Here is a 1,050-nt window from a genome sequence, read left to right as displayed (position 1 = left end):
CGCCTGGCGCGGCGCGAAGCCTATGACAGCCTGTCGGCGCTGGTGCAGGCCACGCAGCGGTCTTTGTCCGAGCCGCGCGCCGTGCGCCCGCCGCTGCAGGCCCTGGAGCATCTGCAGGCCCACAGCTACCAGATGCTCGCGCAGCTCACGGCCGTCAAGACGCTGCTGTTGCAGCGCCGCGGCATGCTGCGACCAGAGCAGGTGGAGGCGCCACTTGAGCTGACGGCCGAGCGCATCGACGCCATCCTGTCGGCCGGCGCACCGGCAGGTGCGGGTGGCAACCCGCCGCCCGGTCCGCTGGCGCCGGACCCAGAGCCCATGCCGGGCCCCTTTGAAAGCGACCTCAGCCCGTGGCTGCTGCGGCGCCTGCAACTGGCCACGGGGCTCGCCGTGCAGTTGCGCGGCGACGCCGACGACGTGCTGCGCACACTCTCCGAGCGCGCTTCTGCCGGCGGTGCATCGCAGGTGGATTAAGGCCTGCTCACCCTGTTTTGTGCCGGTGCGAAGACCACGCAAGCGCGCCCCTTCAGGCGCGTGACGGTGCCAAGGCGGGGGAAGCGCGGCCAGGAACGCAACAACGCGTGGCGCGGGTTGCGCAGCCTTGCCTTCGGGTGGCGGCACCAGCGACCATGCGCGGCGTTGCCAAGCCCCGCTGGGGCCGCTCGCCGGCTCCGTTGGCGCTTTGCACCGGGCCCTTGGGATCGCAACGCCTCGGGCAAAGATGGCGTATGTGCTGCAAAAAAAGTAGCTATAGGCGCTTGCGGCACAAGCGCTACAGGCCAGTTTGATCCTTAGACCACCGCTGTCACCTGCAGCAGCGCCTCTTGCCGCCAGTATTCAGCCGCGTCGAGATAGCCTTCCCACACGCAGCCGTTGCAGCCACGCCCGCAGCAGGTGGTGGGCTCTGGCGGCGGTGCCCGCAGGGCCAGGCCTTGCGCCCGGGCCTGCTGCTGCAGGGCGAGGAACATCGCGCGGGCCGAAGGTCCGTCGATGGCGCGGGCGGGCGCTCGCTCTGGCGTTTGCGCTGTCACGGCCGGCCGGGGGCCTTGC

General features: G+C 70.9%; 1 protein-coding gene and 1 pseudogene. One reads left to right on the top strand and one right to left on the bottom strand.

Annotated features, from left to right (window positions below):
- A pseudogene (locus ACDELDRAFT_RS22935) lies at positions 1-474 on the top strand (FUSC family protein); the annotation flags it as partial.
- 317 nt (positions 475-791) lie between these two features.
- Here the strand turns inward: ACDELDRAFT_RS22935 and ACDELDRAFT_RS22930 are convergent.
- On the bottom strand, positions 792-1,050 hold a 259-nt coding region (locus tag ACDELDRAFT_RS22930), incomplete at its 5' end, for an oxidoreductase-like domain-containing protein (RefSeq protein WP_332376209.1).

This window comes from Acidovorax delafieldii 2AN, assembly GCF_000175235.1.
Classification (GTDB): domain Bacteria; phylum Pseudomonadota; class Gammaproteobacteria; order Burkholderiales; family Burkholderiaceae_C; genus Acidovorax; species Acidovorax delafieldii_B.
This window is presented reverse-complemented; position numbering and strand designations above follow the sequence as displayed.